This is a genomic window from Mucilaginibacter frigoritolerans (genome assembly GCF_007830615.1).
In the GTDB taxonomy this organism is placed as follows: domain Bacteria; phylum Bacteroidota; class Bacteroidia; order Sphingobacteriales; family Sphingobacteriaceae; genus Mucilaginibacter; species Mucilaginibacter frigoritolerans.
The window spans coordinates 141,131-166,983 of record NZ_VLLI01000013.1; the positions used below are offsets into that span (position 1 = coordinate 141,131).

The 25,853-nt window shown below is 38.1% G+C and carries 13 protein-coding genes; 10 read left to right on the forward strand and 3 right to left on the reverse strand.

Going from position 1 to position 25,853, the window contains the following annotated elements; translation table 11 throughout:
• Positions 1-20: 20 nt before the first annotated feature.
• Positions 21-4,160 (reverse strand): non-ribosomal peptide synthetase, encoded by a 4,140-nt coding sequence (locus JN11_RS20070; RefSeq protein ID WP_144915475.1) that lies wholly within the window; start codon positions 4,158-4,160, stop codon positions 21-23.
• Positions 4,150-10,746 carry a polyketide synthase gene (locus tag JN11_RS20075; protein ID WP_144915477.1) on the reverse strand — a complete coding sequence of 2,199 codons (6,597 nt, stop codon included), beginning with the start codon at positions 10,744-10,746 and terminating at the stop codon, positions 4,150-4,152. Before JN11_RS20075 ends, JN11_RS20070 begins: the two co-directional genes overlap by 11 nt.
• A gap of 391 nt (positions 10,747-11,137) precedes the next feature.
• Between JN11_RS20075 and JN11_RS20080 the strand changes: the two genes are divergently transcribed.
• The 10 genes from JN11_RS20080 (at position 11,138) to JN11_RS20125 (ending at position 25,583) form a co-directional block, all read left to right on the forward strand.
• A complete protein-coding gene (locus JN11_RS20080) occupies positions 11,138-12,016 on the forward strand; it encodes an alpha/beta hydrolase family esterase (protein ID WP_144915479.1) in 879 nt (292 codons plus the stop codon).
• An 84-nt stretch (positions 12,017-12,100) separates the two neighbouring features.
• Positions 12,101-13,393: a phenylacetate--CoA ligase family protein gene (locus tag JN11_RS20085; RefSeq protein WP_144915481.1), complete on the forward strand. Its 1,293-nt coding sequence runs from the start codon at positions 12,101-12,103 to the stop codon at positions 13,391-13,393.
• A 60-nt stretch (positions 13,394-13,453) separates the two neighbouring features.
• Entirely contained in the window at positions 13,454-15,004 is a 1,551-nt protein-coding gene (locus tag JN11_RS20090; RefSeq protein WP_144915482.1) for an HAL/PAL/TAL family ammonia-lyase, read from the forward strand.
• 3 nt (positions 15,005-15,007) lie between these two features.
• Positions 15,008-15,736 carry a 3-oxoacyl-ACP reductase FabG gene (fabG, locus tag JN11_RS20095; RefSeq protein WP_144915484.1) on the forward strand — a complete coding sequence of 243 codons (729 nt, stop codon included), beginning with the start codon at positions 15,008-15,010 and terminating at the stop codon, positions 15,734-15,736.
• Between the two features lie 58 nt (positions 15,737-15,794).
• Positions 15,795-16,157 carry a 3-hydroxyacyl-ACP dehydratase gene (locus JN11_RS20100; RefSeq protein WP_246139060.1) on the forward strand — a complete coding sequence of 121 codons (363 nt, stop codon included), beginning with the start codon at positions 15,795-15,797 and terminating at the stop codon, positions 16,155-16,157.
• Positions 16,157-17,287: a beta-ketoacyl-[acyl-carrier-protein] synthase family protein gene (locus JN11_RS20105; protein ID WP_144915487.1), complete on the forward strand. Its 1,131-nt coding sequence runs from the start codon at positions 16,157-16,159 to the stop codon at positions 17,285-17,287. Before JN11_RS20100 ends, JN11_RS20105 begins: the two co-directional genes overlap by 1 nt.
• A 443-nt stretch (positions 17,288-17,730) precedes the next feature.
• On the forward strand, positions 17,731-22,167 hold the full coding sequence (locus tag JN11_RS20110) for an Ig-like domain-containing protein (protein ID WP_144915489.1): 4,437 nt from the start codon (positions 17,731-17,733) through the stop codon (positions 22,165-22,167).
• A gap of 142 nt (positions 22,168-22,309) precedes the next feature.
• Positions 22,310-24,142 (forward strand): beta-ketoacyl-[acyl-carrier-protein] synthase family protein, encoded by a 1,833-nt coding sequence (locus JN11_RS20115; RefSeq protein ID WP_246139061.1) that lies wholly within the window; start codon positions 22,310-22,312, stop codon positions 24,140-24,142.
• Between the two features lies 1 nt (position 24,143).
• Positions 24,144-25,208, forward strand: coding sequence for a beta-ketoacyl synthase chain length factor (locus JN11_RS20120; RefSeq protein ID WP_211360860.1), 1,065 nt, complete (start codon positions 24,144-24,146; stop codon positions 25,206-25,208).
• A gap of 3 nt (positions 25,209-25,211) precedes the next feature.
• Positions 25,212-25,583, forward strand: coding sequence for a 3-hydroxyacyl-ACP dehydratase (locus JN11_RS20125; RefSeq protein WP_144915490.1), 372 nt, complete (start codon positions 25,212-25,214; stop codon positions 25,581-25,583).
• Positions 25,584-25,589: 6 nt separating this feature from the next.
• Here JN11_RS20125 and JN11_RS20130 read toward each other — a convergent pair whose 3' ends face one another.
• Positions 25,590-25,853: a phosphopantetheine-binding protein gene (locus JN11_RS20130; RefSeq protein ID WP_144915492.1), complete on the reverse strand. Its 264-nt coding sequence runs from the start codon at positions 25,851-25,853 to the stop codon at positions 25,590-25,592.

Consider the following 25,853-nt stretch of genomic DNA (forward strand, 5'->3'; position numbering starts at 1 on the left):
TTGGGTAAAAGAATATAAGTTTATTTATTAATAGCTGCATCCAGGCATTTCTGCAATACTTCTGCAAATAGTTTATCATTTGGAGCTTTAAAAATGGTATTATGTTCGCCGGGGATGTTGTGAATGTTAACTCCTTTTAGCGCATACGATTTCCAACCCAGGTACTCAAAATCATCCATATAGAATGTTGGTTTTTCAGCTCTGAACACTTCCACTTCAATATTATAAGGTTTTAGCAGATAGTGTCTTCCAGCGTATTCATTCATCTTGTCGACTTTGTTAGAATAGCCAAAAAATCCGGCATGTTTTTGGTCTTTGCCGTAGCGCAAGTCCCAATAAGCCCGGATGATTTTTCTTTTTATTGATCTGGCTCTGTCATTTAACCCTTTAATGCCATTTTCAAATTTGAATGTATAAAGTACTTTATCTTTAAAAAAACGGGCTTTTTTATACATTTTAATTAGAGGAGGATCAAAGTGCGGTGATCGATAGGCATATGTATCAAACATAGCTAGCATTTTTACCTCTTTGCCTGATGCTTCTAATTGACGGGCCATTTCATAAGCAATGATCCCTCCAAAAGAATATCCTGCCAAAGCATAAGGGCCTGTAGGGTTTTGTTGGGTAATTTCTTTAATGTAATGGGCAGCAATAGCCTCAATGCTTTCCAAGGGCTCTTCAATGCCATCCAAGCCTTTTGCCTGTAGGCCATAAACCGGCTGGTCATCAGCCATATGCATGGCCAGCGTGTTAAATAATAACACATTAAGCCCCGCTCCGTGCACCATGTATAATGGCATTTTATTACCTTTGGGCTTTATGGGTACCAATGAATTCCAGGTAATTGGTATTGCCCCAGGCTCAAGCAACTGAGTCAGCTTTTCTACAGTTGGATTTTCAAAAAGTGTAGCAAGGGGTAAACGTTTTCCAGTTTTGAGTTCAATACGGGTCATTACCTGTAGTGCAATAAGAGAATGCCCACCCAGTTCAAAAAAATTATCATGGACACTTACTCTTTCAATTTTTAAAAACTCTATCCAGATTTCAGCAATCAGTTTTTCAATATCGGTGCGCGGGGCGAGGTATATGCTTTTTTCATCAGCTGCTGGTAAAGCATGTTTTGCCAATGCCTTTTTATCAATTTTACCATTTGAGGTTAAAGGTACTGACTGGATATTTATAAAACCATCGGGCACCATATAATCCGGCAGGCTTTTTTTAAGAATTGTTTTCCAGTTTTGTATTTGCGATTGACTGATAGAATTTTCAATACAGGTAACCACAAGGGCAACCAGTTTATCTATACCATTCTGATCAGGAAGGGTTATTACAACTGCTTCTTTTATATCCTTGATTTTTGATAGATGAAACTCAATTTCTCCTGTTTCTATACGGTAACCCCGTATTTTAATCTGCGAATCTATACGGCCAAGACATTCAATTTCACCATTTGACATAAATTTGCCCAGATCACCGGTACGGTACATTTTGCTGTCTGGGATTTTTGAGAATGGATCATTAACAAATTTTTCAGCCGTAAGCTCTGGCCTGTTTAAATATCCTTTTGCCACACCATCTCCTCCTATATATATTTCTCCTGCAATACCTGGAGCAATGGGCCTTAAGAATTCATCAAGAATATAAATGGAAGTATTATTAATGGGGCGGCCAATGGAGATAGCTTTGTCTGCAGTAGTGATCTCTTTGGCAGTCGACCATACTGTAGTTTCCGTAGGCCCATAAACATTCCATAAAATAGATTGCGTATTTAAGATCCTATTTGCCAGTTCTGCAGGGAGTGCCTCGCCACCGCAAATTACTTTAAATGGACTTTTACTGTCCCACCCGGCTTCAAGCAAAATGCGCCAGGTATAAGGTGTAGCCTGCATAAGGGTTACTTTCTCTTTTTTTATTATATCAAGCAAAACCCGTCCGTCTTTTGAAGAAGCAGTATCTGCAAGGATTATTTCAGCACCGCTTATTAGAGGTAAAAAGAGTTCCAGGCCGGCAATATCAAAGCTGATGGTGGTAACAGCAAGTAACTTGTCGCTTGCCGCAATACCTGGTTCCCTTTGCATACTGATTAAAAAGTTAACCAGATTGTAATGCGCAATTTGTACACCTTTGGGCATTCCTGTTGAACCAGAGGTGTATAAAATGTAAAGCAAATCATCCCCATTCACTTTAATATCCGGATTGGTTATGGGGTAGTGAGGAAGATAAGGCCAGATATCTTCAATAATTAATTCCTGTGCTTTTGACTGATATTCACCTTTATATTTCTGCGATGTTAGTAATACAATGGCTTGCGAATCATCAAGCATGTAATTAATGCGATCGATAGGGAACTGAGGATCAAGTGGAATATAGACACCTCCGGCTTTCATTATGGCCATCAGCGAAACGATCATTTCAATTGTCCTATCAAGTGCCAGAGCTACTTTATCTCCTTTTTTTATGCTCTTTTCAATAAGAAATGCTGCCAGCTGATTGGCTGTTTCGTTCAGGGTCTTATAACTGATTTTATGCTCACTAAAAGTTACGGCTGTTTGAAGAGGTACCTTTGCTGCCTGTTCGCTTATTAATGAGTGGAGTGCCACATTTGCAGGGTAGGGGTATTCTGTATTGTTCCAGCTATCTACTTGTAATTGTATTTCGGCTGAGTCTGATGCCGGAATGTGCCCTATCAGCATTTCGGGATTGTTTACCAGTTCGCGCAACAAAAACTCAAAACTTTCCATCATTTTTATAATGGTTGAAGTTTTAAATAATTGGGTGTTGTATGACCACTCAAGTGTTGGTGATTCATTTTGCCCGGCAATGTTTAGGAATAGCTCGAAATTTTCATATTCGCGGGGATTGCTGATTAATTGATATTGTAATCCATAAAAATTGACATCATTATCCAATCCCATATCTATATTGAACATTACCGGTACCAAAGGCACACGAGAGGTATCTCGGGGAATGTTTAGCTTTTTAAGCAAGCTCCCAAAGGTATATTGCTGATGATCATAAGCATCCAGTATTTCTGTTTTTCGTTGCTTTAGATAAGTGTTAAAAGAAATATCGCCTTTTGGGAAACTTCTTAATGCCAGTAGGTTGACGCAGTGACCAACCAACCTGAAATTTCCTGTAGCCGATTGCCCCGCCGTTGGCAAACCTAAAATGATTTCGTCCTGGCCGGTTAGTTGCTTTAAAAATATTTCGAATGCAGCCATCATAGTGGTTATAAAACCACTGCCGGTTGTTTTACCCAATTTTTTTATTTCATTGGTTAAGTTTCCATCTAAAACCAGATCTAAACGATGGCTTTTATAGGTATGGGTGGCAGGACGGGGATAATCAACCGGTAAGTTTAACAGGTGATTACTTCCTTTAAAATGTTCAAGCCAGTACTTTTCTGTTTCCTGATAAGCTTTTGTTTGTTCAAATGTTAATTGTTCTTTGGCATAGTCACTAAAACGGAGAGCATCTATTTTGGGAACTTGTTTATTTTGGGCATAAGCTGTGTAAAGGGTACTCAGATCCTGCATAATGATACCGATTGACCATCCATCGCAAATAATATGATGGGCAACAAACGTTAAAAGGTATTCTGTATCTGCTAGTTTGAATAATGATGTTTTAAAAAGCGGTCCGGTTACCAGGTCAAATGAAGTAACGGCCACTTGCTTATTAAAATTGTTTATAAAATATTCCTGAGCCTCTTTGGCTTGGGTTGAAATATCTTTATAATCAACATCAAGTAATAATTCTTTTGATATAAAACTATTTTGGCCATCGGCGCTAAATGTTGAGCTTAGTGCTTGATGTAACTGCATTACATCAAGCAGCGCATTCATCAAGGCATTTTTATCCAGATGCCCGGTTAACGCCAGCGAAAAGCTTTCATTGTAAGCACAATTGGCATCATGGCCACCAATAAGGCAGGAGGCCCATATTTCTGCCTGTGATTCAGTAACAGGTGCAATAGATGAAATTTCGGGACCTGTAAAAGGATCAAATTCAACCGGAAAAGTAGTGTAACTAACTAATTTATTAGAGGATTTCACAGAATAGACAGATGCCGGATGTATTTGTTCCGTTTCTGCAAAGGGATCAAAATCAACCGGATGGGTATCAAATATCAGACTATTGCTATCCGGATTAATTTTCATTTATTTTGACCTGTAGATATTTACCGGGGTTATTTACATCGCTAATAAACCAACCGGGATTTCCATTCTGATCACGCCCCAACCTGGCACCAGGAACAGGAGCTTTCATAAAAGGATTTACTTCTTCTTTTTTTATAATAACTTTTTGTTGCTTATCTGATGGGAAAAAGCCTGATTCTATCAGTTCATCTACACTTTCATTAAATTTTGCGATGATTTGATTTACATCCTCTTTGCTATGTGCTTCCGTCAAAAAACAGGGGAACAGATCCCATATGTGGATACCTTTATCTCGCATCAGTGTAAACAGCAATTCGCCGTAAGGTAATTCTTCCTTGAATTTTATTTTCCATAACGAACCGAAATGGGGAATATACAGGGGTAAACTATGCTTTTCGCAAATTGCATTTAGCTCTTTTGCAAGATATTGTGTGAGTGAATTTAAGTTTTGCTGCAAGGCTGGGCCTTTTAATTTCATATACTGCAATGAAGCTTTTGAAGCTGCCAATGCCAATGGATGACGTACAAAAGTACCTGCAAAATAAGTTACGCCAGCTTCTGGTTGGGAGTCATCATCATATTGCCAGAAACCGCCATCCAGTGCATCCATATATTGTTTTGTGCCTGCTATTGCGCCAATAGGCATGCCACCGCCAATTACTTTACCGTAAGTGCCAATATCAGCCTTAATGCCGAACATGGCTTGTGCGCCACCGGGGTGCATGCGGAATCCACTGATTACTTCATCAAAAATTAATACTGTACCTGAGCTTTGGGTAATCTGCCTTACTTTTTTCAAAAACTCAACAGGCTGAAATTCAGGGCGCCTGCTTTGTACAGGTTCAACCAATATTGCAGCTAAATCATGTGCCCGCGCTTGAATTATTTTCAGTGTTTCATCGGTACCGTAATCCAGTATCAGCATGTTTTGTACCACTTCTGGCATAATGCCGGGAGCAGCGGGGATGGTTTTTAGTTTTTTAGTTCCACGTACAACGACCTCATCATTAATACCATGATATGATCCCGCAAAAGCAACGATTAATGTCCGCCCTGTTAGTGTGCGGGCAATACGCATGGCGCCCAACACGGCCTCAGAGCCGGTATTGCATAAGGCAGCACGGTCAAAGCCTGTAAATTCGCAAATCAGTTTACAAACATCGCCGGCCAGTTCATGCTGCGGGCCAATTTCGTAACCGTTTTCAACCTGCTGTAAAACGGCCTGTTTTAAAACATCAGGTTGATAGCCTAAAAAATTTGAGCCAAAGCCATTTAAAGCATCAAGGTATTCGTTGCCATCAATATCCCAAACACGACTACCTTTTGATCGATTTACCACAATAGGATAAACAATTTCTTTAGTTAAGGGTCTGAAACCGCTTACTACACGCGGATCGGCCATATGGACGCGATGTTTTTGAGTATACTCCTTGCTTTTTACTGTTTTATTATTGTAACGCGTAGTTAACTGGGTTAAAAACTTTTGCTGTTTCTCAGTTAAATTCTGTACCTGTTTTTCAATTCGGGCGGTTGCACCAAACGGTTTTTTAGCTTCAACCTGTTCTTCGGGAGTTAAATCATAATTTACTGATGATCTGTCTGTTGAAGTAATTGGGGTAAATGAAGGCTGAACAGGAACTATTGGTGCATTTCTATTTTGTAATAAGGCCACTTGCCCTGCCAGCATTTGTATTTGCTGGGCAATGAGATCAAGTGCAGGGTTTCCTGTTGCTTGTAAGGGTATTTGTGCTGCTGATGAATTATAAACGTTAGCCTGGTAAGCTACTGGTGTTTGTGTTGTAAAAGCACCGGCAGGCAAACTTGCATCTAAATAATGAGCCAATGCTTTGATGCTATTATACTCTTCAAATAACCTTCTAAAGGTGATTTGAACATTGAATTCTTTTCTAAGATTGGTTGCTATCTGGGTAAGCAGCAGTGAATCAAAGCCCATTTCAATGAAACTTAGCTCTGTAGATGCTGCATCTATTTCAATACCCGAAGCATCTTCAAAAAGCTCTTTCAATTTTTCTATTAATACATCTCTTCTCATCAAGCTCTTGTTTAAGTTTGATTGTTTTTTTTCAGATCTGGTTTCCTGTACTATAGTTGTGGCATTTACCTGGGGTTTGGGCTCAAGCCAATAACGTTTTTTATCAAATGCGTAGGCCGGTAAATTTACTTTTATCCGTTGCTGATTTTGGTAAAAAGCCTTCCAATCAGGCTCACTGCCATTTAACCACAACTGGCCCATTGCTTTTAATACGTAATAATACTCCGTTATAGTTTCACTTTTTTCAAACCCCTGAATAACAGCGATTGATTTATTATTGATTTGCTGCCGTGCTAAAGTTGCCAGTATTGAACCGGGGCCAACCTCTATTAAAATGCTGTTTTCATCTTGCTGCAAAGTATCCATCGCCTCTGCAAAACGTACCGTATTGCGCAAATGTTTTGCCCAATATTGAGGATCGATAGCTTCAGATTCGCTCATCCATTTGCCGGTAACGGTTGATACTATTGGTTTAACAGGTGGATTTAACTTAACGGTTTTTACAATAGCTTCAAAAGGCGCAACAATTTCATCCATCATGGCCGAATGAAATGCATGGCTGGTTTGCAGTAAACGCGCCGGGATATTTTGGGCATCCAACTGAGCCCAGAATTCGGCAACTGCATCATCGGATCCAGCAATTACGCAAAGTTTATTACCGTTAATTGCGGCGATTGAAATATTGTCCGGTAACATGGTTGCAAGAAGGTCGGCCTCAATCCTCACCGAAAGCATGCTTCCTTTTGCCACTTCGCTCACCATTTTGGCACGGGTGGATATTAAAAACAAAGCATCTTTTAAGCTGAATACACCTGCAAAATGTGCTGCTACAAATTCGCCAATACTATGCCCGGTAAATATAGTTGGTTTTATACCCCAGCTCATCCAAAGTTTAGCCATGGCATATTCCATAATAAATATAGCCGGCTGGGCATAAAAAGTATTTTTGATTTTTTCCTGGGACGCTTCATTGATTACTGTCTGGTAAATGATATCTAAAATAGATGCATGGGATGTATCTTTTAACTGATCAATACACTCGTCAACCGCAGCTCTGAAAACAGGCTCATTGGTATACAATTCGCTTCCCATATTTACATATTGCGAACCTTGTCCCGGGAACATAAATACAATTTCGGAAGCTTTTGTACTTAGCGTTTTTGTTGTATTGGCCTCAGGTGTTTTTTTTAATTGGTGATATAATTCTTCGCTGTTGGCAGCAATTAAAAACCTTCTCGTATTAAAGTCAGCACGGGTATTTTGCAGGGTATACGCTATATCGGCCACATTCATATTCGTACTGCTCTCAGCGAACTTGGCCAGTTTTTTAGCATAGTTAACCAGGCTGTTTTCTGTTTTGGCCGATAGGGTAATGAGACTTAGCGATTTTGCAGGCCCTGATTTTGCAGCTTGCGCTTTAAATTCCTCTAATACAACATGTACGTTTGTACCGCCAACGCCGAATGAACTTACACCCGCACGTCTTTTTGTGGCAGATTGCCAATCTTTTAATTCTGAATTTATATAGAATGGACTATCAGATAAGTCGATAGCAGGATTCAAGGTTTCAAAAAATAAAGAGGCAGGAATTTGTTTTTTATTTATTGCCAGTACTGTTTTTATTAACCCGACAACCCCGGAAGCTGCTGTTAAATGCCCGAAATTGCTTTTTACTGAACCAATGGCGCAATAGTTTTTATTACTCTGATGCCCAAATGCCAGGTTCAACCCTTCAATTTCTATCGGATCGCCCAGTGGGGTAGCGGTGCCATGTGCTTCTATATAACTTATTGTGGAGGCATCAATACCGGCATCGTTCATAGCCATGGCAATTGCACCTGCCTGTCCCTGTGCGCTCGGGCCGCCGAAACTGCTTTTGTCACTACCATCATTATTAATACCGATGCCTTTTATTACAGCGTAAATAGTATCGCCATCACGTTGGGCATCTTCCAGTGTTTTTAAAAGAACGGTGCCTGCACCGTCGCTAAAAACTGTTCCATTAGCTTGGGCATTAAATGGCCTGCAATGCCCATCTTTACTTAAAATGGCACCTTCTTCATATAAGTAACCACTTTTTATAGGTGAGGTGATTGATGCTGCACCGGCCAAAGCGATATCACATTGCCCATCCCTTAAACTGCTTACTGCCTGTGCAATTGCTAAAAGAGATGTAGAGCATGCGGAATAAACGGCAACAGCAGGTCCTTTTAAATTTAACTGATAGGCGGTGCGTGTGGCTATGTAGTCTTTCTCATTAAGCGACCGGGTATTGAAATCGCCGTATCGTTCAACTAAATCAGGGTGGGACAAAACGTTATTGGTAAAGTAGGTATTGTATCCGCAACCTGCAAATACACCTACTTGTCCATCGTATCTTTGCGACAAATAACCTGTGTTTTCCAATATTTCCCAGGCCAGTTCTAAAAATATGCGCTGCTGAGGATCCATTAATTCGGCAGAGCGAGGATTGAAGCCGAAAAACTCCGCATCAAATTCATCAGCCCAATCTATAACGCCTCTTGCTTTAACATAGGCAGGATTATTTTTAAGGTTTGAAGGGATGGATTTATCCAATTCATCATCATTAAAAAAGCTGATGGTTTCTTTGCCGCTTGATAGAAGATCCCAAAACTCGTCTAAAGTATTCGCTCCGGGGAAACGTCCAGCCATACCAATAATGGCAATGTCTGAATTTTGGGTTTTATTCTTTTTAGCAATGAATGGAGGAGCAGTTTTATTTGTCTCTCCAATATATTCAGCAATCCCGTTTATTGTTGGGAACTGGTATAATTTGGTAATAGGTATTTCAATATTAAAACGGTGCTTTAATTTGGCTACTGTTTTTATGGCGAGCAGAGAATTACCGCCTAAAAGGAAAAAGTCATCATCAACGCCAATCTTATCAAGCAAAAGCAATTCAGTCCAAATACTGTTAATATTTTTTTCAATAGGAGTAGAAGGAGCTTTGTATAAAGTATCAAGCTCGGGCCTTTTCAGATCTGGCTTGGGTAAATTCTTTCTATCAACTTTGCCGCTAGTGGTTTTGGGGAATTCATTGAGCCAGACATAGGCCGAGGGAAGCATATAATCCGGCAGTTTATCCGTAACACTTTTGCGTACAAAATCAGTATCGACATCGTTTTTGGTTGATATCAGATAAGCTACCAAACGTTTTTGATCAGGTAAATCCTCCCTTGCAATTACTACAGCTTGTCGAATACCATCTAATTGACTGATAAGTATTTCAATTTCGCCAAGTTCAACCCGATTGCCGCGTATTTTTACCTGTGTATCAATACGACCGAGATATTCAATATTACCATCGGGCAGGTATCTGGCCAAATCACCTGTACGATAAATACGTGTAGTTTTATCAGGACCTTCATGCCAATCCACAAATTTTTCAGTCGTTAAGTCAGGGTGGTTCAGATAGCCATCAGCCAAACTACGTCCGCTTACGCATAATTCACCTATTTCGCCATCAGGCAGTTTTTTTAAATCTTTATTAAGAATCAGAATCTTCGTTTCATCAATAGGTATACCTATAGTAGGTAATGCTGGCCATTGCCCCGGATTGCCATCCAGGGTCAGTTGAGTTACCACATGTGTTTCTGTTGGGCCATACTGATTAAATAAAACGCATCCTGGTATGGAAGAAAAGAAACGGACTATTTGTGGTGTAATCTTTAGCTGTTCGCCCGAAGTCATTACTTCTTTGAGGCAAGAGGGGTAGTATTGTTCAGTGCCCGCCGCTTCTGTTAAATACTGCAATACCACGAATGGTAAAATAATTCGGTTGATCTGATGCTGATCAATATATTGTAATAAACGGTAAGGATCAATCCTAATCTCGTCATTAACCAGAATTAAAGTACCACCGGTTGTGAGCGTAGCAAATATTTCCTGGAAAGAAACATCGAAAGTTAATGGAGCAAATTGCAAAGTATTAAAACCTGGCGCAGATGCCGAGTGCTTTTTTTGCCATGAAAGTAAATTGGCCATGGCTGCATGCCCCATTGATACACCTTTAGGAACACCCGTTGAGCCGGAAGTATATAATACGTAACAAGCTGATTGGTTTGTTACTATAGGTGCTGGCGCAATATTATATTCTATATCAGTTGCCAGTGTTTTTATGGATAATGATTTGAATGTTGATTTTTGTTCGGTTAATGCGAGGCATAAATCAATACCGGAGTCATTAATGATTTGCTTTAAACGATCCTGAGGATAATCAGAATCAAGCGGTAAATAAGCTTTGCCTGATTTTAAAATAGCCAGTAAACTTATTATCGTTTCAATGGAACGATGTGTACTTAGCCCTACAATTAAGGAATTGGGTGAAATGGTTAATATTTGGTTAGCAAGGTTATCAGCCTTTTGAGATAATTGGCCGTATGTTAATTGATGATTATCTAAAATAACGGCAATAGCATCCGGAGTTGTATTTTTTTGCTTTTCAAATAATTGATGAATGAGCAAACCTTTATCCGCAATATCCATATGCACTTTACCGGTAATAGCTATCATTAATATACAGGGTTGTATAATTTATTTTACTAATAATTACGTAATTGTAGGGGTATTAAGTTTAAAATGAATTATCAAATTGTGCTTTTGTACGTTTTAAGATTACATTAAGTTATAAAAGACAAAAACAATTAAGGCGTAAATTAGCTTTTTTGTGGAAAAGGTAAATCTATAATTAAAAATAATTAATTCCGGCAGGTATTTAATTCAATGGTTACTTTGAATGGTAATAGAGCATTAAATTATTCTATTTTCAATTGCTCTAAAGTACATTAATATTAATGGCGTTCACGGTGTTCATATGTTTAATAATGAACACCGTGAAGTTTCTATGTTGCTAGAAAACGTTTTTACTGTTTAGTACGTAAATGTTTTAACAAACAATATCTACATGAAATTTATTTTTTCGTTTACTATTATGCTTAGCAGTATTATTGCTTATAGCCAGCCTAAACAGATAGAAGAAAATATGATGGTTGACAGCATCAAACGATCATTTGTTACTTATGTACCATTCATAACAAATAAGGAGTATAAAATGCCTTTAATAATTTCTTTGCACGGCGGTTTTGCCAGCCCCCAAGGGCAATTCCATCTGGCAGATTTCAGGCCCATTGCCGATAAAGATAAGTTTATAGTGATTTGCCCGGCCTCCAAACACATTTGGCACGATGGCAAGAACAATAAAGGTATTGACGATGTAAAGTTTATTGATCAGTTAATTACTTATGCCATTGAAAATTATAACGTGGATGCTGAACGGGTGTATGTTACCGGGATATCAAACGGTGGTTTTATGACTTCGAGATTAGCCTGCCAGTTACATAAACGGATAGCAGCGGTTGCTGTTGTTGCGGCATCATTGGATGTAAATGAAGGATACGATCTGGAAAGCCCTATGCCTGTAATTTATATGCACGGTACAAAAGACAAAATTGTATCCTACAATGGTGGTAAAATGTTTGGTAGAGAGATTTATTCGCAAAAAGAGATCATTCAAAAATGGGTTAAATTGGACGGTTGTAATCCAAAGCCTGTAATTACCAATTTGCCCGATACTGTAAAAGACAGTACAAGTGTTATTAAGGAAGAATATACTAACCCCAATAATGGATTAAAAGTTGTAGGCTATACCATTAACAATGGAGGACATACATGGCCGGGAGGCTGGCAGTTTATGCCGCAATTTATAGTTGGCAAAACGACCAGGAACTTAAATGCATGCCAGGTAATATGGGATTTTTTTAAAGTATATAAATTAAACGATTAGCCTGATTTCTTTTAATGTTAATAGTGATAGGCTAAACCTATCGCTATCTTTTTTAAATAAATTTGGTTTCTTTGTTGAATTAATATGAGTTTATCTGTAACGTCATCATTTTCTATCGATAGAGCAATTCTTTCGCAGGAGCAAAAGCTAAAGGAATTGTTATCCTATTTACAGGAAAAATCGCCATTTTATAAGGAGTTATTTGCAAAGTACGGGGTTGATATTTCAACTATAAGAACGCTTGCTGATCTTCAGTCGTTGCCAACCACAAGTAAGGAAGACTTGCAGCAAAGAAATAATGATTTTTTATGTGTTGACTCTCAGCAAATTGTAGAGTATACTTCAACTTCAGGTACATTAGGCAGCCCTGTAACTATAGCCTTAACTGAAAGTGACCTTAACCGGTTAACGGATAACGAATATAACTCCTTTAAGTGTGCCGATGGTACCGCAGCTGATACATACCAGTTGATGCTAACACTCGACAGGCAGTTTATGGCGGGCATAGCATACTATATGGGCCTGAGAAAACTGGGTGCAGGTATTATCCGTTTGGGACCTGGAGTGCCATCATTGCAATGGGAAACTATTCAGCGCCTAAAGCCGACCGCTATTGTGGCTGTGCCGTCTTTTATTTTAAAGCTGATTAAATTTGCTCAGGAAAACGGTATTGACCTGAATGCCTCATCTGTAAAAAAAGCAATTTGTATTGGAGAGAATATCCGCAATACCGATTTTTCATATAACATCCTTGGAAAAAAAATAACAGAAGCATGGGATATTCATTTGTATTCAACCTATGCCTCAACAGAGATGCAAACAGCATTTACCGAATGTAGCGAGGGGCAAGGTGGGCATTTGCAGCCAGACCTGGTAATCGTTGAATTGCTTGATGAAAACAATGAACCTGTTGCAGCAAAAACACCCGGCGAAGTAACCATTACTACGTTGGGTGTGGAAGGTATGCCATTGCTCCGCTATAAAACAGGGGATATTTGCATGTATAACGATGAGCCCTGTGCCTGTGGTCGTACCAGTTTGCGTTTATCGCCGGTTATTGGTCGTAAAAAGCAGATGATCAAATTTAAAGGCACTACACTTTACCCACCGGCATTGTTTGATTTGTTGAATGAAATGGAAGAGGTATTGGACTTTGTGGTGGATGTGTATTCTAACGAAATTGGGATGGATGAAGTGCTGATCCATATTTTGCCTTTAGATGATAGTAAAGCCTGCGATAACCGGATCAGAGCATATTTACAGGCCAGGTTAAGGGTTAGTCCGCATGTTAACTATATCAGTGCCGAAGAAATCCACAAAATGCAATTTAAAGAAGCCAGCCGGAAGGTTATCAAATTTATTGACCGCAGGGTTTAATTTAGTAAATCTTCGCTAAAAACCTATATTTACCATTCAAAATAAAACAAATTTTCGCCTATGATACCTGTTGGACAAAACGTCCTCACTTTAGATGATTTCTCTGACATTATATTTAATAATAAGACAGTTACATTACCATCCGCTGCTTTAGAAAAAGTTAAAATCAATTTTCAGTTTCTTCAGCAATTTTCTTCCAATAAATTAATTTACGGTATCAATACCGGTTTTGGGCCAATGGCTCAATATAAGGTAAGCGAAGAAAACCTGCTTCAGCTACAATATAACCTGATCCGCAGTCATAGTTCAGGCAGTGGTGCATGGTTGCCGCCTATTTTGGTTAAAGCGTTGATGATAGCCCGCTTAAATAGCTTAATGCAAGCATATTCTGGTGTGCACACAGATGTTGTTGAATTACTGAGAGAACTCATCAATAAAAATATTACTCCTTGTATTTTTGAACACGGTGGGGTAGGTGCCAGTGGCGATTTAGTTCAGTTGGCTCATTTAGGATTGGTATTGATAGGAGAGGGAGAGGTACTTTATGAAGATAAAATCCATTCGACTGCCGAATTGTTCAAAACGTTAGGAATAAAACCACTCGCTATTCATGTGCGTGAAGGATTGGCCATTTTAAATGGTACATCAGCCATGACAGGTATTGGTATGGTAAATATTATTCAGGCTCAAAAGCTATTGGGATGGTCGGCCATGTTTTCGGCAATGACTAATGAAATTGTGGAGGCTTATGATGACCATTTTTCGCATGAATTGAATATCGTAAAACATCATAAAGGTCAAAATAAGATTGCGGAAACAATGCGTGATATTCTGGAGGGAAGTAAAATGATCAGGAAACGTTCCGATCATTTATACCACCCGGATAATATCGATATGGAGGTTTTTGAAGATAAGGTTCAAGAATATTACTCCCTGCGTTGCGTGACACAGGTATTAGGGCCTATTTATGATACTATTTCACAAGCCGAACAAGTAGTTACCAATGAACTGAATTCGGTAAACGATAACCCGGTTATTGATCATGCTAATCATAACGTGTTTCATGGTGGAAACTTCCATGGTGATTATGTTTCCTTAGAAATGGATAAGCTGAAAATTGCGATTACTAAATTGTCAATGCTTTCAGAACGCCAACTAAATTATTTGCTTAATAATAAACTTAATCAAAAATTCCCGGCATTTGTAAATCTGGGTGTATTAGGGTTGAATTTTGGGATGCAGGGTGTACAATTTACTGCTACTTCAACAGTAGCCGAAAATCAAACATTATCATTCCCTATGTATGTACACAGTATCCCTAATAATAATGATAATCAGGATATTGTAAGCATGGGATGCAATGCGGCATTGATTACCAAAAAAGTAATTGATAACTCATTCGCGGTAATTGGAATACAGCTAATGACTATTGTGCAAGCTATTGATTATTTAGATTGCCAGGAGAGACTTTCGCCTCAAACACTTGAATTGTACAAAGAAATAAGAAAGATATTCCCTAAATTTATTGAAGATCAACCTCATTATAAGGTGATGGAAAAAGTTAGAATTTACCTGGAAATCAATCATCCTCCAATTTCATTTAAGGATTAAATAATGAAAACCGCTTTAGTTACAGGAGGTTCAAGAGGTATTGGCAGGGCTGTTTGTGTTAAACTGTCCTCAATGGGTTATTTCGTACTTGTAAATTATAAAAACAATTTACAGGAAGCAGAAACTACCCTTTCACTTATTAAAGAAAATGGCGGTGATGGTGAATTGCTTCAGTTTGATGTTGCTGAAAGAGAGCAGATAAAACAAATTCTGGGTGATTGGATTAGCAACCATAATGATCATGTTATTGAAGTACTTGTAAATAATGCAGGTATAAAAGATGATAGCCTGATGGCATGGATGAAGGATGAACAGTGGGATAATGTTATAAAAACAAGCCTTGAGGGCTTTTTCTTTGTTACCCGTTTGGTATTGGATGGCATGATGATGAACAGGTACGGGAGGATTATTAATGTGGTATCCTTATCAGGATTAAAAGGCTTGCCTGGCCAGGCCAATTATTCAGCTGCAAAAGCAGGTGTTATTGGAGCAACCAAAGCATTAGCACAGGAAGTTGGCAGAAGTGGTATTACGGTAAATGCTGTAGCTCCGGGTTTTATAAAAACAGACATGACTGGTGACCTTGACGAAAAAGAACTGAAAAGGATGATTCCTGTAAATAGATTTGGAACATCTGAAGAGGTAGCGCATACAGTAGGTTTCTTAGCTTCAAAGGATGCCGCTTACATTACCGGACAGGTATTATCTGTTAATGGTGGTTTATATTCATAAATTGATGACATCTGCCCGCAATATATTATCACTCATCCCGCAAAGACCACCATTTGTAATGGTTGATGAATTATTGTATTGTGACAAATTCATTACCAAAACAACTTTTAAAATTGTTGATGATAATGTTTTAGTTGTTAATGGAGAATTTACAGAAGCAGGTTTAATGGAAAATATTGCCCAGACAGCCGCAGCAAGAGCCGGGTACTTGGCTCAAATAGAAAATAAGCCTGTTGCTGTAGGATATATTGGCGCTGTTAAAAACTTTGAAATATTTGATTTGCCTAAAGTGAAGGATGAACTTTTAACAGAGGTTAAAATAGAAAACCAAGTGTTTGATGTTACCATTATTTTAGGGATTGTAAAATGCAATGATATGATACTGGCCCAATGTGAAATGAATATTTTTATTGGTAACTAATGGCAGCCGTTTATATTATTGCAGATAATGTTTTTTCGCCAATTGGAAAAACTACTGCCCAAAACCTTGAACTTTTAAAAGCGGGTGTTTCAGGAATAAAAAAACACCATAATGCTAAGTTATCAGACGATTCTTTCTACGCCTCTCTTTTTGTTGCAGATGCCTTTGAAGTTAACACAGAGTACACCAAATTTGAACAATTGCTGATTGCCTCTATTAGCAATGCAATATTAGATAGTGAGATTGATATAAGTGACAAAAATACAATACTGATTATTTCTTCAACTAAAGGGAATATCGGACTACTAGAAACAGAAGCTTACTCATCTGATTTACAAAAGAGGATAGCATTAAATACTTCATCTAAATTAATAGCAGAATATTTTGGTTTTGTAAATGAGCCCATTGTGATTTCTAATGCCTGTATCTCTGGAATTATGGGCATTATTACTGGCATGAGATTAATTCAATCCGGTCAATTTGAAAATGTAATTGTTGCAGGAGCTGATGTTGTCACGAAGTTTATTCTTTCAGGTTTTCAGTCGTTCCAGGCCATTGGCACAACTCCGTGTAAGCCATTTGATATTAATAGAAATGGGATAAGTTTAGGCGAAGGTGCGGCAACGGTTGTTTTATCGTCAAAATCAAAAAATAAAATTGATATACAGGTTTTAGGAGGTGCCGTCAGTAATGATGCTAATCATATTTCCGCACCATCCCGTACTGGTGCGGAACTTTCTTGGGCTATTGAATGTACTTTGAAACAGGCAAATCTTTTATCGGGAGATATTGATTTTATATCCGCTCATGGAACAGCAACTATTTATAATGATGAAATGGAAGCGAAGGCAATTAATTTATCCAATCTTCAGCATACTCCGGTAAATAGCTTAAAAGGATATTATGGACATACTTTAGGTGCTGCAGGCCTCATTGAATCTATTATCTCAATTCATTCACTAAAAGAAAATAGAATAATTCCAACTCTGGGTTTCGAAGAAATTGGAGTAAGCACACCTGTAAATGTCTGTATGGAATTAGTGCATGGCAATTACAATAATTGTCTTAAAACTGCTTCAGGATTTGGTGGCTGTAATGCCGCTGTAGCTTTTGGGAAGCGTAAGGTGTAATTTATTTCGGAATATTTTCTTTTCTAATTTCTATTTAAATATTTAGTGTAAATTAATTATTGGATAATTTTTTATTACTGCTTGTTTATTAGGTAGTTGATTTTAATTATGCTGTATTCCCAAAATGTTAATTTATTGTCATTTTGGGGAGATGTATTAAAAATTAGATCATTAGCGTTACTTATTCCTCTTTTATTGGTTTTCAAATTAAATCGGTATCAAAACTGTCTCTGTTTAATAATTAAAATCACTTAATTTATCCGACAGAATTTCCTGAAAGTGAAACAAAGAAAAGTAAAATTCCGTATTAACACAAAGTAATATCGCGCTTGCTAATTGCGTGGTTAATACTATTGATTAATTATTTAGTGCTTTTTAATGTAAACCAGATGGTGGGGCCTCTGAATGAATTTCGTTTTCCGGATTTAGGATAACTATTAACAATGAGGAACTATTTTTTTGTATTTCTTTTTCTTCTAGTTACATTAAATGCCAGCGGTGAGTCTGACGGATTGACTGTGAAGCTATCTTCATCATCTTCATCTATTTGCTCAGGTGGAGCTGCTGTTTTAACAGCATCAGTATCTGGCGGTGCAGCTCCTTACACATATATCTGGAATACAGGTGAAGTTACATCATCTATAAGTGTAAATAAAGGCGGCACCTATAAAGTTATTGTAAGTGATAGTGCACCAGGTAGTACACCGGTTACTGAAGAGATAACCATTGCCACTAATGCTACACCCAATGCGCCAACGGTAGCGAATACTATAATTTGTCCTAATAGTACCGCTACACTTACGGCTTCGGCTCCCGGAGGATTATACCAATGGTATGATGCTCCCGTTGGAGGGAACCTGTTAGCATCAGGGTCAACCTATACTACAAAACCTTTAACCATCGCCACTACTTTTTATGTTGAAACAACTCTTAATGGTTGTACAAGTGCAAGAACTTCTGTAACTGTATATCTGTATGGTAAACCATCTGTTACTAATGCAACGATATGCCAGGGGAGTTCTGCCGTTTTATCAGCAAGTGGAGGGGACACCTATTCTTGGTATGCATCTGCGTCAGGAGGAAAGGTTTTAAGTACTTCGGCGCAATTTACTACTCCCGTTCTAATGTACCCAACTACCTACTATGTAGTTGCTGTAATTAATGGATGTGCAAGTTTACCAACCCCTGTTAATGCTTATGTTTCTACTGCTCCTCTAGCACCCATTGCGCCAGGTGTTGCCATTTGTACCGGAGCTACAGCAAGCCTTCATGCTACATCTTCTCAGGGAGTGGTTGATTGGTTTACTGTTCCTGAAGGTGGTGTCTCTTTAATTTCAAGCCCCGACTTCACAAGCCCTCAATTAACTTCTAGCACTACATATTACGTACAGGTTACGTCTCCCACAGGTTGTATCAGTGCCAGAACACCTGTTAAAGTAACTGTTGAGCCGACGCTTCAGGCTCCTGTTGTTCATGATTTTGCAACTTGTTATGGGACCAGCATAACACTCACTGCATCTGGTAGCGGAGGTACTTTACAGTGGTTTAATTCTGCAACAAGTACTACAGTTTTAGCTAGTGGAAATACTTTTAATACACCCGCTCTAAACACATCAACTACTTATTATGTTCAGGTAACTAATGGTGGGTGTTTTAGCCCGCGGTCTGCGGTAAATATCACGGTCAATGGGCCGGTTATAGCACCAAATGCCGCCGGCCTCATAACCTGTTCGGGATCAGTTACAACGTTAACAGCTACTTCTATACAAAGTGGAAGTACTTTTGCTTGGTATGATGCAGCAAAAGGTGGTAATTTACTAGCATCTACTGCAGTGTATGTAACGCCACCTATTAATTCAACCACAACCCTTTATGTACAAGCCTCATTAAATGGTTGTATAAGTTCACGTACTGCGGTTACTATATCAATACTGCCAATTCCTACTGCTCCAGTTACATCCGGGGCCCCTCTTTGTACAGATAACCAGGGAATTACTCCATCTGGGGTTACCATTTGTGAAGGCAATCAGGCTATGCTTATAGCTTCAGGAGCAAACAATGTGACATATGAATGGTTTGATGCCCAAACCGGAGGTGACTTTTTAATTGCTAACTCTGTTTACATTACTCCAATATTAAACAAAACAACAACTTATTATGTGCAAAGTACCGCGAATGGGTGCAATAGTCCGCGTATTCCGATAATGGTAAATGTAATTACACAAGCTCAATGCGCAACAAATGTAACTACCAGCAGTGTGGGTTCAACTAATGTTACTGTATCTGCAACAAAAGCACCAACAGCCAGAAATGTTTCAATCTGTTCTGGTAACAATGCAATATTAACAGCTACATCCCCTGGAGGTTGTTATGAATGGTACGATGCAACTACAGGGGGCAATTTATTGAAAACCGGTGCGGTATATACTACTCCTGTACTTATTGCAAATACAAATTATTATGTGCAAACAACTTTAAATGGAATTACAAGTCCCAGAACTCCTGTAACTGTTAGTGTTGTTGCTGCACCTACAGCACCTGTGGCTAAGGAGCCTACGGTTTGCTTTGGTAATTCAACTACACTCATAGCGAGTGGTTTGCCTGGTACCTATGCATGGTATGATAAGCCTTTGGGTGGTAATCTTTTATCTAAAGAAAGTGCTTTTGTTACACCATATATCACACAAGATACAGCTTATTATGTGCAATCTGGATTGGATTATTATTATTGTTCAGGCCCGCGAACAAAGGTTAAAGTTTTTGTAAATGCAGTTCCTACAATAATAAGTGCATCAACATTGGCTATTTGTAGTGGTAATGTATTAAATTATACAATAGAATCAAATATAGCTGCAACCACATTTAACTGGAGTCGTACTGCTGTGGCCGGAATCAGTAATGCTGCTTTAAATAATCAAACATCAAACACAATAAATGAAACGTTAATAAATACAAGTGATACAACAGAAACAGTTACTTATATTATTACTCCTATTGCAAATGGTTGCAGCGGCGCCTCATTAAATTTAGTTGTTACAGTTAGCCCCAATACCGTTGTCACAAGCCCAGCAGCAGTTACAATCTGTAATAGCACATCGGTTAATTATAAATTTTCCCTTAACACTATTGGAACATTTTTTAGATGGAGTAGGGCAACAGTACCTGGAATAAAAAATGCAGCGATAACTGGGCAACAGAGCAGTAATATAAATGAAGTTTTGTATAATACCAGTAATGCTCCTATAAATGTTACCTATGTTTTTACTTATCAAACAACTAATTGCCAAGTGGGGACATTTAATTTAGTTGTAACCGTTAATCCTGAATCTAATATCACCAGTCCGCCTACAGAAACTGTTTGCAGTGGAACGCCCTTAAACTATACTATAACTTCAAATGTTTCTTCGTCTACCTTTAGTTGGTCAAGGGTAGCAGTTAAGGGTATAAGCAATGCCGCCATAGCCAACCAGGCTTCTAATACCATTAATGAAAGCTTAATTAATACTTCAGCAAGTGCAATAAGAGTTATTTATATTATTACACCAACAAATAATAATTGTGCAGGTATTGCTTTTAGCCTTTCTGTTATAGTAAATCCTCAACAGTCAGCTCCCATGGCAAACAGTAATTCGCCCGTTTGTATGGGGAGTGGAATAGAATTAAATACTCCAACAGTTATTAATGCAACCTATTTATGGACAGGTCCAGCGGGGTTTCAATCTGCTTCCCAAAATCCGGTTATTAATAGTGTTACAGCAGATAATGCAGGGGTCTATAATTTATATACCATAATAAATGGGTGTTCAAGCCCAGCATCATCTGTTAATGTTGTTGTTGATCCTCCTCCATTAGCTAACGCTGGCCCTGATCAGATTGTTTGTCTAAATGCAAGTGAAGTAAATCTTTTAGGTAAAGTATCCGGTGGAACAACAACTGGAATTTGGACAACAAATGGTAGCGGAACATTTTTTCCATCAAGCAACGTTTTAAATGCAGAATACCTTCCATCTTCAACTGATATGGCAGCAGGATCTGTAATGCTTACGCTATCATCTACCAGCCCGGATAATTGTACAATTTCAACTTCAAGTATGAATGTGACGTTTCAGCTATTGACCGGTGTTAAAGCTGGGAATAGCCAGATATTATGTGCTCAAACTTATGCGGTTAAATTAGATGGCCAGGTATTTGCACCAGGAGGCGGATTATGGAAATCTTCAGGAACCGGGACATTCAGTCCATCAGCCTCAGATTTAAATGCATCTTATATTCCTGATGCTACGGATCTTAAAAATGGAAAAGTAACATTAACCCTTCATGCTGTTAATGCAGGAGAATGTTATACCTCTGAAGATTCGCTGACCATAACCTTCCTTCCTCCGCCAACAGTTAATGCAGGCGGTATAAGGTATGTATTGAGAGGAAATGCCATTGTTTTAACTCCTACAGTAAGTGATAACAAGGTTCAGTATCAATGGTCTCCAGATGTTAATATCAACAATACAACTATAAAAAATCCAACAATTACCGGTGATGAAAATATTACCTATACGCTTACGGTTACCGATAGTTTAGGATGCGTTACCAGGGATCAAACAAATATTGTGGTGTCTCCAGAACTGGTTGTGCCTAATACCTTTACACCAAATGGTGATGGAATAAATGATTTATGGGAAGTAAAAGGTCTTATAGCTTATCAAAATGCTGTTATCGATGTTTTTGACAGGTATGGGCAAAAGGTATTCCATTCGGTTGGCTATGGATCTTCGTGGGATGGTTCATGTAATGGCCGGATAATACCACCGGGTACCTATTACTATGTAATTGATCTCAAAGTAAACGGTCAAGTACTTTCCGGCTCTTTAGCATTGGTTAAGTAGGATGCCTTCTGATTTGAGCGTTCTATCTGGCTATCTTTAGTAATAATTTATTTTATGTAACTAAGTTTTAAGGTTTGTTGTTAAATGCTTATCCTGTGTTTATCTTTAGCCCTTGAGTTTAATTATATAAGGTCTATAAGATTTGACTAAAGAAGGGCATATTACATCAAGCTGTGTAATCAGTAGTAATACGGTGTATAAGAATGGGAAACACCTTTTTATTAATACCGGCGCTGATGTGCCGGATTTTTTAAATTCCATTTATAAATATTTTGATCTCAGTTATTCGCGTTTTTACAAAATGGATAGCCTGAGTAAATTAGGTTGGCTTGCTTCTGAAATTCTTTTAAAAGATACTTTTGAAAAAGATAAATATAAGCCAGAAGATGTTGGCTTAATTCTCTCCAATGCTAATGCAAGTTTAGATACCGACATGAAATATTTAAATAGTGTTAGCGAAATACCAAGCCCCTCACTATTTGTTTATACCTTACCCAATATTGTAACCGGAGAAATCTGTATCCGAAATAATTTTAAGGGAGAAGATGCCTTTTTTATTTTTGAAAATTTTAACGCCAGGTTTTTAGAAAATTACGTAAGTAATTTGTTAACGAGTGATATTTTACAAGCCTGTATCTGCGGATGGGTTGAATTGGTTGACGAAGATTATAAAGCCGCTCTTTTTTTGATAGAAAAGGACAAAAGTGATGAATCAATCTCTTTTACAAAAGAGCATTTGAATATGATATTTGATAATAAAAAAGCAGCTTCAGCTAATTTGCCTGAAGTTTATATAGCCGGAGTAGGTGTAATTTCAGCAATAGGAAACAATGTTGCTGAATGTATTACTGCATTTGAACACGAAAAAGCTGGAATAGGCGATATTACGCACATGCAAACCATTCATCGTAATAAGTTACCTGTGGCTGAGGTGGGTTTTACCAACGAAGAACTTGCTCAAATAACTGGTTTGCCTGTTGATATCAGCCGAACAACTATGTTAGGCGTAATAGCTGCAAAAGAAGCATTGCAAGATGCTGCAATTCCTGATCTTTCTTCTTTACGGACTGGTTTTGTATCAGCTAATACCGTAGGAGGGATGGATAAAAGTGAGGCGTTTTTTATTCCATTTTTGGCAGATAATAAAAGAGGGAAATTAAGAAATGTGTTTGATCATGAATGTGGTAGTGTAACTGAGGCCATTGCCGATGAGTTAAAAATTAAAGACTACATGACAACTATCAGTACCGCCTGTTCGTCATCGGCCAATTCGATATTTTATGGTGCAAGATTAATAAAAAATGGATTGCTTGATGTTGTAGTTGCCGGTGGTGCAGATGCTTTAACTAAATTTACCTTAAACGGCTTTAATACACTGATGATTTTAGATAAAGGTTTCTGTAAACCATTTGATGAAAACCGTCAAGGCCTAAATTTGGGCGAAGGTGCAGGTTATGTGGTGCTTGTATCTGAAAAAGTAGCTAAGAATTTAAATAAGCAGCCTTATTGTAAATTAAGTGGTTATAATAATAGTAACGATGCATATCACCAAACAGCTTCATCACCTGATGGTACCGGTTCTTACCTTGCTATGAAAGGTGCTTTGGAAAAAGCTAATCTGCAGCCCTCAGACATCGATTACATTAATTTACATGGCACCGGAACACCCAATAATGATAGTGCCGAAGGAACTGCAGTAAAACGTTTATTTGATTCAGTATATCCGGCAATGAGCTCAACCAAGTCTTTTACCGGGCACACACTAGGGGCAAGTGGCGGTATTGAGGCTGTTTTTTCAGCATTGGCTGTAAAATATGGATTAATCTATCCAAATTTGAGGTTTGAAACGCAGATGAAGGAAGTGTCTTTTAGCCCTGAAACTAAATTTCAAAAAGGTAAGCAAATCAATCATGTAATGTCAAACTCTTTTGGGTTTGGCGGCAACTGTTCATCATTAATATTTTCGAAGATTTAAGATGAAAATATACATCCGTTCAACAGCGGCAGTATCGCCGCAAAATACCTTCGGAAATGCTGATTTTTTAATAGAACCGGTCGAATATTACGGTACACGCCTGGCTGCAATTGAACCCGATTACAGCAAGTACATTGATCCGAAATCAATACGGCGGATGAGCCATGTAATTAAAATGGGGGTAGCTTCCGCTAAAGAATGTTTAAATCAAGCCGGGGTTGAAATACCTGGAGCAATTATTACAGGTACAGCTTTTGGATGTTTGGAGGATACCGTGTCATTTTTAACAAGAGTGATTGAGATGGATGAAGAACTGTTACCCCCAACGGCTTTTATCCAGTCCACACACAATACGGTTGCAGCACAAATAGCTTTATTACTTAAATGTCATCAGTATAATAACACTTTTGTACACAAAGGCATATCCTTTGAAAGCGCTTTGCTTGATGCCGTGATGCTTTTAAATGAAAACGAAGCGGATAACGTATTGGTAGGAGGGACAGAGGAGCTTACAGATGCCAGTTTTGCCATTTTAACCCGCTTAAGCTTATATAAAAGATGGCCGGTGGATAATTTATCCATTTTTAACACCCGGTCAAAAGGCTCAATAGGAGGAGAGGGAGCGGTTTTCTTTTTATTGACAGACAAGGAAAATGAAACAAATTTGGCAGAGTTTAAAGGTGTACAAACCTTTTACAAACCCGAAAATATAGAAGAAGTTGAAAAAAAGATCATTTCCTTTTTAAAACAATACGATTTAAAAATAGAGGACATAGATTTAGTAATTACAGGTAAAAATGGCGATTTGAAAAATGATGATATTTATGATCAGCTTAATCAATCGGTGTTTAGCAATGTTTCACTGGCAAACTTTAAACATTTATGTGGTGAGTATCCAACAGCTTCGTCTTTTGGTTTGTGGCTAGCAGCAAATATCATTAAAAAAGGCGATGTGCCTGCCATTGTAATTGAAGACGAAGTAAAGACAGATCCCCCTAAAAATGTATTAATCTACAATCACTACTTTAATACTTATCACTCCTTAATGCTGTTAACAGCTTGTTAAAATATGATGCTGATAGGCAATTTCTATAAAATAACCTCAAAGAGTGAAAAGGAAGGGGCAATTGATGTTATCCTGGAGGTAGACAAACACCATTCAATTTTTGAGGGGCATTTTCCGGGACAGCCGGTATTGCCTGGTGCTGTGATGTTGCAGATGATTAAAGAGGTTTTGGAAAGTTCACTCCATTACTCCATCCGTTTAAAAAAAGCGGATCAAATTAAGTTCTTAGGCTTAATTGATCCGCAAATTGACAGTGTATTGAAACTAAGTTTGTCTTATAATATAGATGACAGTGGCCTTTTAAATGTTATAGCCAGTCTTGTTTTTCAAAATAACACTAGTTTGAAGTTTAAAGGTGCCTTTTTCAAATTATAATCAGCATTATTTAGTTCTGTTTTGTTCAATGTAATCTACCATTGTATTTACATCTACCAATACTTTACGACCTTCTTTTGGATCCTGGATATTGATGCCGTATTCTTTTTTAAGTAATACAATTAATTCAAGCGAATCAATAGAGTCCAGGCCTAATCCCTCGCCAAATAAAGGTTCATCATCCTTAATTTCCTCGGCAGTTAAAGGTGTAAGGTTAAGAAATGATATGATCTGAGTTTTTAATTGTTTTTTTAATGATTCTTTTTCCAC

Coding starts and splice junctions, on each gene's coding strand:
- JN11_RS20110 (WP_144915489.1), top strand. CDS start 17,731: ATGAGGAACTATTTTTTTGTATTTCTTTTTCTTCTAGTTACATTAAAT.
- JN11_RS20125 (WP_144915490.1), top strand. CDS start 25,212: ATGATGCTGATAGGCAATTTCTATAAAATAACCTCAAAGAGTGAAAAG.
- JN11_RS20085 (WP_144915481.1), top strand. CDS start 12,101: ATGAGTTTATCTGTAACGTCATCATTTTCTATCGATAGAGCAATTCTT.
- JN11_RS20075 (WP_144915477.1), bottom strand. CDS start 10,746: ATGATAGCTATTACCGGTAAAGTGCATATGGATATTGCGGATAAAGGT.
- JN11_RS20120 (WP_211360860.1), top strand. CDS start 24,144: ATGAAAATATACATCCGTTCAACAGCGGCAGTATCGCCGCAAAATACC.
- JN11_RS20100 (WP_246139060.1), top strand. CDS start 15,795: ATGGTTGATGAATTATTGTATTGTGACAAATTCATTACCAAAACAACT.
- JN11_RS20105 (WP_144915487.1), top strand. CDS start 16,157: ATGGCAGCCGTTTATATTATTGCAGATAATGTTTTTTCGCCAATTGGA.
- JN11_RS20070 (WP_144915475.1), bottom strand. CDS start 4,160: ATGAAAATTAATCCGGATAGCAATAGTCTGATATTTGATACCCATCCG.
- JN11_RS20080 (WP_144915479.1), top strand. CDS start 11,138: ATGAAATTTATTTTTTCGTTTACTATTATGCTTAGCAGTATTATTGCT.
- JN11_RS20090 (WP_144915482.1), top strand. CDS start 13,454: ATGATACCTGTTGGACAAAACGTCCTCACTTTAGATGATTTCTCTGAC.
- fabG (WP_144915484.1), top strand. CDS start 15,008: ATGAAAACCGCTTTAGTTACAGGAGGTTCAAGAGGTATTGGCAGGGCT.